The following is a 13,092-nucleotide window of genomic DNA, read 5'->3' on the forward strand; positions in this document are numbered from 1 at the left end:
TGTGCGCTGCTGGCCAGGCCGGTCTGGGCCACTCCGGTCTGGGCTGGTCCGATCAGCGTGCCTGCGGGCGGGGACGCGTTGAAAACCGCCATCGCCGGGTCAGCGCCCGGCGATGTCCTGATGCTGGAACCGGGGCTGCATCACGGCCCCGTCACCATCAACCACCCGCTGACCCTGCGCGGCCAGCCCGGCGCGCAGATCGACGGCGGCGGCATGGGCAGCGTGGTGTTGATCAACGCCGAAAACGTCACCATCCGCGATTTGCTGATTACCGGATCGGGCAATTCGCATCAGAATATTGATTCCGGCGTGCAATTATCACGGACCGCCCATGGCGGCGTGATTGAAAACAACCGGTTTGAACAAAACCTGTATGGCGTTGATGTGCATGGCGCGAACAATACCATGGTGCGCGGCAATACCGTGATCGGCGGGCGTGGCCATCGGATGAACAGCCGTGGCAACGGCATTTACATCTGGAACGCGCCGGGAACGCAGGTCATCGGCAACACGATCCACTATGGACGCGACGGGATTTTCACCAATTCATCGCGGCGCAATATCTTTGCCGATAATAGGATGCACGATCTGCGTTTCGCCGTGCATTATATGTATACCAATGACAGCCAGATCAGCGGCAATATATCCGTCGGCAATCATATCGGCTTTGCGATCATGTTTTCCGACCGCCTGACCATCACCGATAATCTGTCGGTGAATGACCGCGATCACGGCCTGATGCTGAATTACGCCAACAGCGCGGATGTGGCCGGAAATCTGGTCGCGGGCGGGCCGGATAAATGCACGTTTATTTACAACGCGCATCGCAATCTGATCGCGAATAACCGGTTTGAATCCTGTGACATCGGGATTCATTTCACCGCCGGGTCAGAACGCAACGGGCTGACCGGAAACGCCTTTATCGGCAACCGCACGCAGGTGAAATATGTCGGCACCCGCGACATTGAATGGAGCCTTGAGGGGCGCGGCAATTTCTGGTCCGATCATGCGGTCTTTGATCTGAATGGCGACGGCATCGCGGACAGCCGGTTTCGCCCCAATGATCTGATGGATCACATCCTCTGGTCGCAACCGGCGGCGGCGCTGTTGACCGGATCGCCGGCGGTGCAGCTGATCCGCTGGTCTCAGGCCAATTTCCCCGCAACCCTGCCCGGCGGCGTCGTGGACAGCTTTCCGCTGACGCGCCCGGTCACAATCGACATTCCCGACGATATTCGGCGCATGGCCACCCAGCCGCCGATTTGGGCCACACAAAGGACAGATGATGATGGCGCTGACGCTTTCGCACCTCACTAAGCGGTTTGGCGATTTCACCGCGCTGAAGGATGTGTCGCTGACCGTTGCGCCGGGGCAGCGGGTGGCGCTGCTGGGGCATAACGGTGCGGGCAAATCCACGCTGATGAAGATTGTTCTGGGCCTGATCCCCCATGATGGCGGGGATGTGTCGGTGATGGGCGCGGCACCGGGCAGCGGGGCGGCACGCACGCAGGTGGCCTATCTGCCGGAAAACGTGGCCTTTCACCCGGCCCTGACCGGGCGCGAGATGCTGCATTATTACCTGCGCCTGCGGGGTCAGCCGCGCACGCAGGCGGGGGATTTGCTGGAACGCGTGGGCCTGGGTCACGCCATGGACCGCCGCATCGGCACCTATTCCAAGGGGATGCGCCAGCGGGTCGGGCTGGCACAGGCGCTGATCGGGCGGCCGGGGCTGTTGGTGCTGGATGAACCGACCTCGGGGTTGGATCCGGTGTCGCGGCGGTCATTTTACGCGCTGTTGGATGATCTGGCCGCCGATGGCGCGGGCATCCTGCTGTCATCCCACGCCCTGACCGAGGTCGAGGCCCGCACCGACCGCATCACCATCCTGTCCCATGGCCGCCGCGTCGCGGAAGGCACGCTGAACGATCTGCGCAAACAGGCGGCGCTGCCCGTGACCTATCTGTTGACGCCACAGCCCGGCGCGGATGCGGCACTGGCGGCGGCGCTGCCCGATGGGCGCGCGGTGCCGGGCGGCTGGGCGCTGACCGGCGCGCAGGGGGATAAAATGGCGATGCTGGCGCGGATCACCGCGCGGTCGGATCTGGTCGCGGATGTCGAGATTACTCCGCCCAGTCTGGAAGATATTTACAGCCATTTCGGCCAAGGGGGCGCGTCATGATGCGGATTTTTGCAACAGCGGGCGCGGAATTGCGGATCGCGCTGCGCAACCGTTGGGTGGCAATTGCGGTCGCGATGATGGCGGTGTTTGCGCTTGTGTTATCGGCGGCGGGATCGGCGCCTACGGGGGCTTTGGGCGCGGATCGGCTGTCGGTGGTGGTGGCGTCGCTGACCAGCCTTGCGGTGTATCTGGTGCCGCTGTTGGCGCTGCTGATGTCCTTCGATGCTGTGGCGGGCGAAGTCGAACGCGGCACCCTGCCCCTGCTGCTTACCTATCCCATTGCGCGGGCCGAGATTCTGGCCGGGCGGTTGCTGGCGCATCTGGCGATTTTGGCCCTGGCGGTCGGGGTGGGTTACGCCTTGGCGGCGATTGCCGCGATTGCGACCGACCGCGCGGCCATGGCGGGGCTGCCGTCGCTGTGGCGGCTGTTCTGGACATCGCTTCTGCTGGGGGCCAGCTTTCTGGGCGCGGGCTATGTGATTTCGGCGCTGTCGCGGCGTCCCTCTGGCGCGGCGGGGCTGGCCATCGGGCTGTGGCTGGTCGCCGTGGTTCTGTATGATCTGGGGCTGCTGGCCGCGCTTGTCGCATCGGGCGGAGAAGGCATATTCGCCACGGCCCTGCCCGCACTGCTGCTGAGCAATCCGGCGGATGCGTTCCGCCTGTTCAATCTGGCGGCATCCGACGTCACGGCGGCAGCGGCGGGTCTGGGCGGTGCGGCAAACACCATCCCGCCCATGGCCGCACTGGCATCGCTGCTGATCTGGCCCGCGCTGATGCTGGGGCTGGCCACGCTGGCCTTTCGCCGGGTGACGCCATGAAGCACCTGATCCTGTTCACCATTCTGGCGCTGTCGGCCTGTCGCACCGAAACCGTGGCGACCCCCGACCCGGTGCCGATGACCGCCGGTTCGATCGGGCATTTCTGCCAGATGAACCTGTTGGAACATCCCGGCCCCAAGGCGCAAATCCATCTGAACGGCGTGATCGGCCCGCTGTTTTTCAGCCAGGTGCGCGACGCAATCGCCTATCAGCGGATGCCGGAACGCGATTACGATATTCTGGCGATCTATGTCAGCGATATGGACGGCGCGGATTGGGAAAACCCCGGCGCGGATAACTGGATCGACGCGACGGGGGCGGTGTTCGTCACCGGATCGGCGCAACAGGGCGGCATGGGCGCGGCCGAGCTGATCCCCTTTGGCACCGAATCCGCGGCGCGTTCGTTCATCGCCGCGCATGGCGGCGACATGCGGCGTCTGGACGACATCCCCACAGCCGACATTCTGGCCCCCGAACCGATCACCGACGACACCAGCCCACAGGACGACAACGCAGGCTATGCCGACCGCCTGCGTCAACTGAACCAACAGGGGGGCAACTGATGCAGCGCCGCCGTTTTCTGACCATCACCGCCTGCGCCGCACTGGCCGGGCTGCCCGCGCGCGCCGACACCATGCCGGGCGACGTTGTGCAATGGCGCGGCGTTGCCTTGGGCGCGCGCACCACGATCACGCTGGGCCGCGACGATCCCGCCCTGATGCGCGCCGTCCGGGCCGAAATCGACCGGCTGGAACGTATCTTTACCCTCTATCACCCCGATTCGGCGCTGATGCGGCTGAACCGGGGCGAACTGGACGCCGCCCCGCCAGAGTTGGTCGAATGTCTGATGCTGGCCGGGCGCGTGCATGACGCAACGGCTGGGCTGTTCGATCCGACCGTGCAACCGCTGTGGCAGGCCATAGCGCAGGGCGGTGATCCGGCGACCGCGCCCGTGGGCTGGGACGGCGTGACCATCACGACCTCGCGCATCACGCTGCGCCCCGGCATGGCGCTGACGCTGAACGGCATCGCGCAGGGATTTATCGCGGACCGCGTGGCCGCGCTGATCCGCGCGGCGGGGCTGAATAACGTGCTGATCGACACCGGCGAAATGGTCGCCCTTGGCCCGGCCCCGAACGGCCAGCCTTGGCCCATCCGCTGGCCATCGGGCGGCGGCACCGGGCTGGCGGGCGCGGCACTGGCCAGCTCATCCCCCTCGGGCATGATGCTGCCCACGGCACACGGCCCGGTCAGCCACATCCTGAACCCCCTGACCCGCACCCCCAGCCCGCACAAATGGGCGCAGATTTCCGTCACCGCGCCGTCGGCTGCGGTGGCCGATGCACTGTCAACGGCGTTCTGTCTGATGCCCGACCGGCGACAGATGGACGCAGCCTGTGACCCTTTCCGCGACACTCGGGTTATACTGACCCGAATCGCATAACCGGCCCCCAACCGGCGGCCACAACGCAAGAGGAAGACCATGAAAAGCACGCTGATCGTGACGCTGACCATGCTGTCAATGGCCGCGCCCGCATTTGCGCAGGGCGACGCCGAGGCAGGCGCGCGTGAATACAACAAATGCCGGTCCTGCCACATGATTCAGGACACTGACGGCAATATGATCGTTCAGGGCGGCAAGACCGGCCCGAACCTGTTCAACATCGTCGGCAGCAAATTCGCCGCCGAAGAGGGCTTCAAATACGGCAATGGCCTGCCCGCCGTGGCCGAGACCCATCCCGACGCCGTCTGGGATGTCGCGTCGCTGTCGGAATATCTGGTGAACCCGACCGATTATGTGCGCGCCCATTCGGGCAACGCCACGGCGCGGTCGCTGATGACCTTCCGTATGCCCAAAGGCGCAGCGCAGGACAATCTGATCGCCTATCTGGTGTCGGTGTCGCCGGACGCACCGGAACAGCCGACCGACAGCGACGGCGCACCGCTGGCGCCGCCCGCTGCGGAATAACCCACCGACGCGGCCCGCCCCACAGGTGGGCCGCCGTCCACAGCACAGCGCCATCCTTTCATCTTGGCCCAAATATCCCCGCCGGAGGCACCCGCCCCCGCAACCCGCGCCAGCGTCAGCCGTTCCCCCCCCGGTCACCATAAGCCCGTGTCAGGATTAAAGTTTGATGAGAAATTATATACCCTGACATTGACTTAAAATAAGCGCCGCCACTTAAAATCGCTTTTTGATATAATTTTCGCCATCGGGAAAGGTTGCCAGCAGCGGACCTGTTTCCATCACCTTATTCCTTTATCCCGAATATGGCGGCGCTTATGACATCAGCCGGAACGTAGTCGCGGTAAGCATGAATAACGGCGAATGGAACCTGATTGTCGTAAAAATATCGTGTGCGGACTGAGGGCACATATCGAGATACGCCCGGAATCGTTGGCATGTCTATTGTGTCGCGATGCTGGATCGGATTTCGAAGGTGATCAATAACGACGTCCTCCTGAATATCAGAGGCATCGCTTACCTTATGGATGCAGTGGCGCATATTATTGCTGACGCCTGAGCCGGAGCCAATAAAAACCACGGCATAATTGGACGGTACGCCTTTAGTGAGTTTCTCGCCATCTATAGTTTTGCCAGACTTGCCGCAGGAAATTTCATCTCGGTATTTTTTAATACGCTCAACCGAAAATTCAGAGGAATCCGAGCAAATTACCAGTGTCATGTCTTCACCCCCCGAAAGTTGATAGAACGACCCCCGAGAGAAAGCATTTTCAGGTTTTGGCTGGCATACATCCGCAAATGCAGTGCCTACCTGCATCCACGAAAGGCCACCCAATGCAATCGCGGATAAAACTGAGATCAAATTCAATTTTCCCCTCCATTTCCAGGAAAAATTAACTGAAAATTGACAAAGTAAGCCACTCTTATCGTTGCTGTCATCCTTTATTATACGTGCCTCAACCGGCTACATTAACATCACCGCAATCAACGCCCCCGCCAGACCGGACGCCATGGCGACCAGCCACAGCGGTGCGCGGCGGGGGATGACGACGACGGGCCGGGTTTCTTCGGGATGGGCGCGTTCCCACAGCATTTGTTCCACCATCCGCGGCAGCAATGGGCCATAGCGGCCCAGCGTCTGCACGACATTGGTGGCGTCGCGGACCATGGCGCGGGGGCCGATGCTGTCTTTGATGTAATCCGACACTACGGGTTTCGCCGCGTCCCAGATGTTCAGTTGCGGGTCGATGGACCGGGCCACGCCTTCGACCACCACCATGGTGCGTTGCAACAAAATCAGTTCGGTGCGGGTCTGCATCCCGAATCGCTCCGTCACCTCGAACAGATAGGACAGCAGATTGGCCATGGAAATGCGGCTGGCATCGGCGCCGAAAATCGGTTCCCCCACGGCACGCAGCGCGCGGGCAAAGGCCGCCTGATCGCGGTCACGGGGGACATAGCCCGCCTCGAAATGGACGCGGGCCACGCGGTTGTAATCGCGCTGAATAAAGCCCATCAGAATCTCGGCATAGACGCGGCGGGTGTATTCGTCGATTTCACCCATGATCCCGAAATCATAGGCGATAATGTCGCCATTCGCCGCCACCTTCAGATTGCCGTGATGCATATCGGCGTGGAAAAACCCGTCGCGCAGCGCGTGCGACAGAAACAGTTGCAGCACGCGCCGGGCGATTTTGGCGGTGTCGTGACCGGCGGCGATCAGCGCGTCACGGTCGCCCATGGGCAACCCCTCGGCCCATTCAGCGGTCAGCACGCTGCGCGCGGAATGGCCCCAATCGGGGCGCGGCACCTGAAAATCGGCGTCTTTGGCGGTGTTTTCGGCAAACAGCGACGCCGCCGCCGCTTCCAGCCGCAAATCCAGTTCCCCCATCACCACCGATTCGAAATGGCTGACCACATCGCGCGGACGCAGCCGCCGCGTGCCGGGGGACAGCCATTCGATCATCCGCGCGCCGAAATGAAACGCGTCGATGTCGCGGCGGAATGCGGGGCCGATGCCGGGGCGCACGACCTTGACCGCAACCTGCGCGCCCGAGGACCGCAGCCGCGCGCGATGCACCTGCGCAATGGACGCCGCCGCCACGGGTTCGGAAAATTCGGAAAACAGCACCTCGACCGGTTCGCGCAGTTCGGACGCAATGACCTGACGCGCAATGTCGGTCGGAAAGGGCGGCAGGCGGTCCTGCAACATCCGCAACTGCCCCGCCAGTTCCGGCCCGACGACATCGGCCCGCGTGGACAGGATTTGCCCGAATTTGATATAGGCCGGACCCAAAGCCGTAATCGCCCGCGTGATCGGCGGCAGGTTCGGATCGCCTTTATATCCCAGCCAGCGAAACGGCCAGCCCAGCACGCGCGCGGCCACGCGCAGGCGCACGGGGGCATCGACGGCGTTCAGAACCGCCTCCATCGCGCCGGTGCGTTCGAATGTGGCGCCCGTGCGGATCAGCCGCAGGATGTTATGAGGTCCGCGCATCGTTTACAGTTTCCAACCCGAATGCAGCGCGGCAATGCCCATCGACAGATTGCGCCAATCCACCCGTTCAAACCCCGCCGCGCGGATCATATCGGCAAAGGTATCCTGATCGGGGAATTTGCGGATGGATTCGACCAGATATTGATAACTGTCGCGATCCCCCGTCACCGCCTGCCCCATGGCCGGAATGACGTTGAAACTGTAACGGTCATAAGCCCATTGCATCGCCGGAACCGGGATCTGGTTAAACTCCAGCACCATCAGACGACCGCCGGGGCGCAGAACGCGAAACGCCTCGGACAGCGCGTCGGGGATGCGGGTGACGTTGCGGATGCCAAAGCTGATCGTATAGCGGTCAAAGCTGTTATCGGCAAAAGGCAGCGCCATAGCGTCGCCCGTGACCCAGGCCAGCCGGTCGGCCTTATCGACGGCATCGGCGCGTTTGCGCCCCTCGACCAGCATGGATTCGGTCATGTCGCAGACGGTGACGCGCGCGCCCGGTGCGCGGTCCAGAAACCGGAACGCAATATCGCCGGTGCCGCCTGCCACATCCAGCAAATGCTGACCCGCGCGCGGTGCCAGCCAGTCCATCATCGCGTTTTTCCAGACGCGGTGAATGCCCGCGCTCATCAGGTCGTTCATCAGGTCGTAACGCGATGCGACGCTGGAAAATACGCCGTGAACCATGCTGGCCTTGGCGTCCTCGTCCACGGTTTGAAAACCGAAATGGGTGGTTCTTTTGTCGTTCATCACGCTTGCCGTTTCTGTCTCTGCCCGCCAGATAGAACGGGATTGCCCCGCGCACAATGCGACGAAAGGGAACGAATTGCCAGAACTGCCCGAAGTCGAAACCGTCCGCCGAGGACTGGACCCCCATATGACCGGCCACCGGATTGCCCGCGCGCAGGTGAACCGCCCCGATCTGCGCTGGCCCCTGCCGCCGGATCTGGTGCAGGTGATGACGGGCGCGACGATCACCGCATTGCGGCGGCGGTCGAAATATCTGCTGGCGGATCTGGACCGGGGCGGCACGGTGCTGTGGCATTTGGGCATGTCGGGGCGGATGCTGCTGTCGGGCGGGGTGTTGGGCGGTTTTCAACGCGATCCCGGTATTCACGTGCGCCACGATCATGTGGTGCTGGTGATGGAATCGGGCGTCACGATCACCTTCAACGACGCCCGCCGGTTCGGCATGGTTGACCTGATCCGCGACGGAGCGGGGCATCCGCTGCTGGATCAGCTGGGACCAGAGCCGTTCGATGCCGATTTCACCCCCGATTATCTGGCGCGCTGTTTTGCGGGCAAACGCGCGCCGGTGAAACAGGCGCTGCTGGATCAACGCATCGTGGCGGGCTTGGGCAATATCTATGTCAGCGAATCGCTGTTTCGGGCGGGGATTGATCCGCGCCGCGCGGCGGGTCAGATCCGCGCCGCCGATCTGGGCGCGCTGCATGGCCATATCCGCGACGTGTTAACCGATGCGATTGCGGCGGGCGGGTCGTCGCTGCGCGATCACCGGCAGACGAATGGCGAATTGGGCTATTTCCAGCACAGTTTCCGCGTCTATGGCCGCGAAGGCGCGCCCTGTCTGCGCGACGGCTGCACCGGGACGGTGGCGCGGATCGTGCAATCGGCGCGGTCCAGCTTTTACTGTCCGGTCTGTCAGTCCTAAGGCTTGGCTTTGCCGCCCCCCGCCTGTTAGGAACGTGGCAATGTCACGAAACCCAAAGGGGGGAAGCCATGGCCTTTGACACCATTCTTGTTGAAATCGACGACGACGTTGCCTTGATCCGTCTGAACCGTCCGCAGGCGCTGAACGCGCTGAACGGGCAGTTGCTGACCGAATTGTCCACGGCCCTGGCTGATGCCGACCGCAACGACAAGGTGCGCTGCATCGTTCTGACCGGCAGCGAAAAGGCGTTCGCCGCCGGTGCCGACATCAAAGAAATGTCCACGAAATCCTTTGTGGACGTGTATCAAGAGGATCTGTTTGGCGACAAGATCGAGACGATCAACCGCGTGCGCAAACCGATCATCGCCGCGGTCAGCGGTTACGCTTTGGGCGGCGGCTGTGAATTGGCGATGATGTGCGATTTCATCATCGCATCCGAATCGGCCAAGTTCGGCCAGCCGGAAATCAATCTGGGCGTGGTTGCCGGCATCGGCGGATCGCAGCGTCTGACCCGCTTTGTCGGCAAATCCAAGGCCATGGACATGAACCTGACCGGCCGTTTCATGGACGCAGCCGAAGCTGAACGGTCCGGTCTGGTCAGCCGCGTGGTTCCGAACGCGCAATTGCTGCCCGAAGCCATGGCCGCCGCCAAGAAAATCGCCGCCAAATCGCAAATCGCGGTGAAAACCGTGAAAGAGGCGGTCAATCGCAGCTATGAAACCACCCTGCGCGAAGGTCTGCTGTTTGAACGCCGCGTGTTCCACGCCCTGTTCGCGACCGAGGACCAGAAAGAAGGCATGGCCGCATTTACCGAAAAACGCGAACCGCAATTCCGCGACCGCTGATCTGAACGGGGGGCGTTTGCCCCCCTTTCGTTAATCGTCCAGAAACTGCACCTGCCCGGTGGCAATGTCGTAAACGGCGGCAACGATGCGCAGTTGACCGTCCTTGATCGCATCCGACAGTGCCGCCGATCGCGACGCCAGCCGCAGGGCCGACAGCCGCGCATTCTGCGCAATCGCGCGATCCAGCAACGCCCCGCCGTCTTCGGCCTGCGCCCGCGCCACGGCGGGCAGGATCGACACCGCCAGTTGATCCAGATTGCCGGGCAGAATCTCGTTCTTATCCGCGACCTTAATCGCCGCATCGACCGCGCCACAGCCCGAATGGCCCAGCACAACGACCAGCGATGTTCCCAAAAACGCGACCGCATATTCCAGACTGGCCAGCACATCGGCATTCACGACATTGCCCGCCAGACGGCACACGAACAGGTCGCCCGGCTTCAGATCAAAGGCCAGTTCGGGGGCCACGCGGCTGTCAGCGCAGCCCAGAATCGCCGCAAAGGGCGCCTGCGACGCCGCGCGTTCCACCCGCCCCGCCGCATGATCGCGCGCCGGTATCTCGCCCGCGACGTAACGCGCGTTCCCGTCCCGCAGCCGCACCAGGGCCTGATCCGGGGTCAGCCCCGCGCGGTCTTTGTCCAGAACCGACCCGGATTTATCGCTGTCTTTCATCAGCTTGTCGGCGGCGTCTTTGGCGTCATGAAAGATGTCATCGCTCATCGCGTTCTCCTGTTTTGGGGATAACCCGGTGGTGGCGGGGGCGTTCCGCGACAAAGGGGCTTTTCTTTTCGGTGCAAATGCCGTAATGGCTGCGGCTTACATGCGCGTGGGCCCGCTTAGGCAAGAATCATGACCGTTCCCTGCGGGGTTCGGGGCCGTGGGTCTTTTGCGCAAACGAAACGCAAATGACCCGATAAGGACCAAAAAACATGGCCAATACGCCCCAGTCGAAAAAACGCGCCCGCCAGATCGAGCGTCGCACCGAAGTGAACAAAGCCCGCCGTTCGCGCATCCGCACCTTCCTGCGCAAAGTCGAAGAAGCAATCGCCGGCGGCAATGCTGACACCGCCCGCACCGCGCTGCAACAGGCGCAGTCGGAACTGATGCGCGGCGTCAGCAAAGGCATCATCCACAAAAACACCGCATCGCGCAAAATGTCGCGCCTGTCGGCCCGCGTGAAAGCCGTGGCGACCGCATAATCGCCCCCGGCCTGCGGGCCGAATCGCAATATCGAATATTTTTTCAAAGGCGCCGGTTTATTCCTGCGCCTTTTTTGCCGATGCAGCGCCATCATTCGGAAAAGTGTTGGGAAACAAGGCGCTGAAAAAATCTGTAACAGACTCAACCCATTCGCAGATTCGCGGCGCATCAATCGCTGTCAAGCGCGTTGTTCAGTTGCGCAGCGTGGACGCTTGGGGATAACTTGGCCCCTGCGATTCACGGGTCGCATGGGGACGGGCCACCGACAGAATCAGGACAACAGCCTGACGGTCGGGGGCGGACAGGGCAAACGTCCTGTCCAAAGATCCGCGGTGACTGGCTGCCACTGGCCGCCGCCGGATCTTGTGTCTGACAGGATAACGGGCCTGCGCCCATTCATGCGACCCCGCCGGGGCCGTTGGGTGGGTTTTTGCCTGTTGCCGCCATGCAATGCCGGATCGGGCCGCATCAGATGGGCTGATGCGGGGGCATAACCGTTGTGGGGCAAAAAATGGAACAGATCTGGGGTCAAGCCTGCGCCGAGCTGGAAAACAGCATCGGGCAAAACAATTTTAACCACTGGATCAAACCGTTGCGCCTGACCGGGATTGATGATGGCGCCGCCCTCTTCACCAGCCCGACCCGGTTTATTTCCGATTGGGTCAGCCGCCATTTCACCGCGCAGATTCTGGCCGTTCTGGGCGGTCTGGGCCTGCCCGCCGAACGGCTGCGTTTTGACGTGATCGCTCAGCCCGCGCGCCCGGCCGCGACCGACACCGACACCCCGGCCCCGACCCGCACGGCCCCGCGCGGCGATCTGGGCGCGCCGCTGGATGCGCGCTTCACATTCGACAATTTCGTTGTCGGCAAGCCGAACGAGCTGGCCCATGCCGCCGCCCGCCGCGTGGCCCAAGGCGGGCCGGTGGGGTTCAACCCGCTGTTTCTCTATGGCGGGGTGGGGTTGGGCAAAACCCACCTGATGCACGCGATTGCGCATGATTACCAAACCCGCCACCCGGCGTCGCAGGTGATGTATCTGTCGGCCGAACAATTCATGTATCGGTTCGTTCAGGCCCTGCGCGAACGGGCGATCATGGACTTCAAGGGCCTGTTTCGCAACGTGAATATGCTGATGGTCGATGACGTGCAGTTCATCGCCGGCAAAGACAGCACGCAAGAGGAATTTTTCCACACGTTCAACGCTTTGGTTGATCAGGGCAAACAGATCGTGATTTCCGCCGACCGCGCCCCCGCCGAAATCAAGGGGCTGGAAGAACGGATCAAATCGCGCCTGTCCTGTGGTCTGATCGTGGATTTGCACCCGACCACCTATGAATTGCGGCTGGGGATTTTGCAGTCGAAAACCGACGCCTTCCGCGCGCAGCACCCCGATCTGCAAATCGGCACGGGCGTGCTGGAGTTTCTGGCGCATCGCATCACCACCAACGTCCGCGTGCTGGAAGGCGCGCTGCAACGCCTGTTCGCCCATGCCAGCCTGTTGCGCCGCGAAATCACGTTAGAGGTCGCGCAGGAATGTCTGACCGATATTCTGCGCACCAATGACCGCAAAATCAGCATTGATGACATTCAGCGCAAGGTCGCGGAACATTACAACATCCGTCTGGCCGATATGATGGGGCCGAAACGCGCCCGCAACGTCGCCCGCCCGCGCCAGATCGCGATGTATCTGTCGAAACAGCTGACCAGCCGGTCTTTGCCCGAAATCGGGCGGCGTTTTGGGGGCCGCGACCACACCACCATCATGCACGGCGTCCGCAAGATCGAGGAATTGGCCAGCGACGACACCGCACTGGCCGAAGATCTGACCATGCTGCGCCGCCTGCTTGAGGCATAACCATCTTGTGACCGGGCGCGGCTGCGGTTACACAGCGGGTTCGGGCATGGCCTTTCGGAA

14 protein-coding genes are annotated in these 13,092 nt (G+C 62.5%); 10 read left to right on the plus strand and 4 right to left on the minus strand.

From position 1 onward, the window contains the following. Positions 1 to 6 precede the first annotated feature (6 nt). Genes Q4G20_RS03160 through Q4G20_RS03185 form a run of 6 tightly spaced genes read left to right on the plus strand, consistent with a single transcriptional unit; the run spans position 7 to position 4,966 of the window. Positions 7 to 1,317: a nitrous oxide reductase family maturation protein NosD gene (locus Q4G20_RS03160; RefSeq protein WP_303342143.1), complete on the plus strand. Its 1,311-nt coding sequence runs from the start codon at positions 7 to 9 to the stop codon at positions 1,315 to 1,317. Further along, positions 1,283 to 2,179, plus strand: a complete 897-nt coding sequence (locus Q4G20_RS03165; protein WP_303341908.1) for an ABC transporter ATP-binding protein — start codon at positions 1,283 to 1,285, stop codon at positions 2,177 to 2,179. Before Q4G20_RS03160 ends, Q4G20_RS03165 begins: the two co-directional genes overlap by 35 nt. After that, entirely contained in the window at positions 2,176 to 2,997 is an 822-nt protein-coding gene (locus Q4G20_RS03170) for an ABC transporter permease (protein ID WP_303341909.1), read from the plus strand. The genes Q4G20_RS03165 and Q4G20_RS03170 overlap by 4 nt, the downstream gene beginning before the upstream one ends. Beyond that, entirely contained in the window at positions 2,994 to 3,560 is a 567-nt protein-coding gene (locus tag Q4G20_RS03175) for a nitrous oxide reductase accessory protein NosL (RefSeq protein ID WP_303341910.1), read from the plus strand. Before Q4G20_RS03170 ends, Q4G20_RS03175 begins: the two co-directional genes overlap by 4 nt. Next, complete coding sequence (locus tag Q4G20_RS03180) at positions 3,560 to 4,441, plus strand: FAD:protein FMN transferase (RefSeq protein WP_303341911.1); 882 nt, start codon at positions 3,560 to 3,562, stop codon at positions 4,439 to 4,441. The genes Q4G20_RS03175 and Q4G20_RS03180 overlap by 1 nt, the downstream gene beginning before the upstream one ends. A 39-nt stretch (positions 4,442 to 4,480) precedes the next feature. Further along, positions 4,481 to 4,966: a cytochrome c family protein gene (locus tag Q4G20_RS03185; RefSeq protein ID WP_303341912.1), complete on the plus strand. Its 486-nt coding sequence runs from the start codon at positions 4,481 to 4,483 to the stop codon at positions 4,964 to 4,966. 283 nt (positions 4,967 to 5,249) lie between these two features. Here Q4G20_RS03185 and Q4G20_RS03190 read toward each other — a convergent pair whose 3' ends face one another. From Q4G20_RS03190 to ubiE, 3 genes are all read right to left on the minus strand, one after another. Continuing rightward, a complete protein-coding gene (locus Q4G20_RS03190) occupies positions 5,250 to 5,831 on the minus strand; it encodes a hypothetical protein (protein ID WP_303341913.1) in 582 nt (193 codons plus the stop codon). Between the two features lie 96 nt (positions 5,832 to 5,927). Next, positions 5,928 to 7,460, minus strand: coding sequence for a 2-polyprenylphenol 6-hydroxylase (gene ubiB / locus Q4G20_RS03195; protein WP_303341914.1), 1,533 nt, complete (start codon positions 7,458 to 7,460; stop codon positions 5,928 to 5,930). 3 nt (positions 7,461 to 7,463) lie between these two features. Next, complete coding sequence (gene ubiE, locus Q4G20_RS03200; RefSeq protein WP_303341915.1) at positions 7,464 to 8,210, minus strand: bifunctional demethylmenaquinone methyltransferase/2-methoxy-6-polyprenyl-1,4-benzoquinol methylase UbiE; 747 nt, start codon at positions 8,208 to 8,210, stop codon at positions 7,464 to 7,466. A 76-nt stretch (positions 8,211 to 8,286) separates the two neighbouring features. On the opposite strand from ubiE, the gene mutM reads away from it, so the two are divergent. Then, a complete protein-coding gene (gene mutM / locus Q4G20_RS03205) occupies positions 8,287 to 9,132 on the plus strand; it encodes a bifunctional DNA-formamidopyrimidine glycosylase/DNA-(apurinic or apyrimidinic site) lyase (RefSeq protein WP_303341916.1) in 846 nt (281 codons plus the stop codon). Positions 9,133 to 9,200: 68 nt separating this feature from the next. Then, on the plus strand, positions 9,201 to 9,977 hold the full coding sequence (locus tag Q4G20_RS03210) for an enoyl-CoA hydratase (RefSeq protein WP_303341917.1): 777 nt from the start codon (positions 9,201 to 9,203) through the stop codon (positions 9,975 to 9,977). A gap of 30 nt (positions 9,978 to 10,007) precedes the next feature. On the opposite strand, the gene Q4G20_RS03215 is transcribed toward Q4G20_RS03210, so the two are convergent. Continuing rightward, positions 10,008 to 10,697, minus strand: coding sequence for a carbonic anhydrase (locus tag Q4G20_RS03215; RefSeq protein WP_303341918.1), 690 nt, complete (start codon positions 10,695 to 10,697; stop codon positions 10,008 to 10,010). A gap of 209 nt (positions 10,698 to 10,906) precedes the next feature. Between Q4G20_RS03215 and rpsT the strand changes: the two genes are divergently transcribed. Both rpsT and dnaA read left to right on the plus strand, forming a co-directional pair. Further along, positions 10,907 to 11,176: a 30S ribosomal protein S20 gene (gene rpsT / locus Q4G20_RS03220; RefSeq protein WP_303341919.1), complete on the plus strand. Its 270-nt coding sequence runs from the start codon at positions 10,907 to 10,909 to the stop codon at positions 11,174 to 11,176. 512 nt (positions 11,177 to 11,688) lie between these two features. Beyond that, positions 11,689 to 13,032 carry a chromosomal replication initiator protein DnaA gene (gene dnaA / locus Q4G20_RS03225; protein ID WP_303341920.1) on the plus strand — a complete coding sequence of 448 codons (1,344 nt, stop codon included), beginning with the start codon at positions 11,689 to 11,691 and terminating at the stop codon, positions 13,030 to 13,032. Positions 13,033 to 13,092: the final 60 nt, after the last annotated feature.

The organism is Paracoccus sp. (in: a-proteobacteria) (genome assembly GCF_030538495.1).
Taxonomy (GTDB): Bacteria; Pseudomonadota; Alphaproteobacteria; order Rhodobacterales; family Rhodobacteraceae; genus Paracoccus.